Genomic DNA, 1,429 nt, shown 5'->3' on the forward strand with positions numbered 1-1,429 from the left:
TCTCCGCTTCGGCCGAAAACCTGCCTATTCCTACCCGAATTGCGGCGATATAGAGGTTGACGTGATCGTGCCGGGCGTACTCGGCGACGACCTCGTATTTACGGCCGGCTTCGAGCGTGATTTCACCCACGACCTCCTCGCAGCCTTCTTCAAAGAATGTGGTACCACGTGTCCAGGAAGCCCAGGCGTCCACCACAAGCCTGCCGTCCACATAGACACGGCCAAGCCCCGCCGAGGTCAGGCCGACGCGATAGCCGCCGGCTTCTGAGGCTGTGAAGACGGTGCGCATTCGGGCGGAAAAGCGATGCGGATCGACGGTGCCCCCGGCCACGGGKGGCAACCATACACCGAGGCTCGACGGTTCCTCGATAACCTTCACGGGCTCGCCAGCAAGCTCCCTCCCTTGGAAAAATTCGAAGGTTGTCGGGTTTTCGATCAGCGGCTGAAACCGATAGTTGCTGCAACCTTGAGCGTAGAACACGTTCTCCTCACCCAGGGCGTCCGCCAGCCCCTGCCACGGACTGACGACATAGTGGGGGTTCAACTGCGCCGAGCCGCCTCCCATAATCTGCGCGATCTTGGCATTGGGTCCAATGATGGCGACCGTACCTTGCTGAGCCAATGGCAGGATGCCGTCATTCTGTAGCAGAACTGCGCTTTCCGCTCCCGCGCGCCTGATGAGTGCCCTATGTTCCGGCCGATTAATGGCGTACTCCTTAAACTCGCGATGATCGTTGATTGCGCCGGTGCGTTCCATCAGGGTCAGGATATTGTGCACACAGGCGCGGACGGTCTCKACACTTACCTCGCCMGCGTCGATCGCCGCCAGAAGCTTGGAGCCGCGGTCGCGGGTCGGGCCCGGCATCTCCAAATCCAGCCCAGCATTCACGGTGGGTGCGGTCGAACGCGAGCCGAACMAGTCCGACATCACCACGCCGTTAAAACCCCAGCCACCGCGCAGTACCTCGTTCAACAGCCAATGGCTTTCCGCCGTGTAAGTACCGTTTAGTTTGTTATATGAAKACATCACGGCCCAGACCTTTGCCCGCTTCACCGCCGCCTCAAAGGGTATTAGGTAGACTTCGCGCAGAGTGCGTTCATCGATATCTGAAGAGATGGTTGTACGTTMGATCTCGGACTCGTTGCCAGCGAAATGTTTTATCGTGGCACCMACTTTCTTKGACTGCAGACCTTCGATATAGCCGACGGCAAGTTCCGCCGTCAGTATCGGATCCTCAGAGAAACACTCAAAGTTTCGGCCGTTTGTGACGCTGCGCTGGATGTTAACGGTCGGCGCCAGCGAGACATGGGCCCCTTTGGAAAGAACMTCGTCACCTAGCGCACTGCCGATTTCCCTGGCTAGGTCCGGGTTCCAACTMGCTCCGATGGCAATGCCTACCGGGAAAGCCGCTGCAGTCACACCCCAGAC

At 59.0% G+C, this 1,429-nt stretch carries 1 protein-coding gene; it reads right to left on the minus strand.

Annotated features, from left to right (window positions below; all coding sequences use genetic code 11):
* Positions 1-1,429, minus strand: a 1,429-nt coding sequence (locus QD357_RS32245) for a glycoside hydrolase family 3 N-terminal domain-containing protein (protein WP_414126070.1), incomplete at both ends; no start/stop codon positions are given.

Origin of the sequence: Rhizobium sp. BR 317 (assembly GCF_047445835.1) — a bacterium.
Lineage (GTDB): Bacteria > Pseudomonadota > Alphaproteobacteria > Rhizobiales > Rhizobiaceae > Rhizobium > Rhizobium paranaense.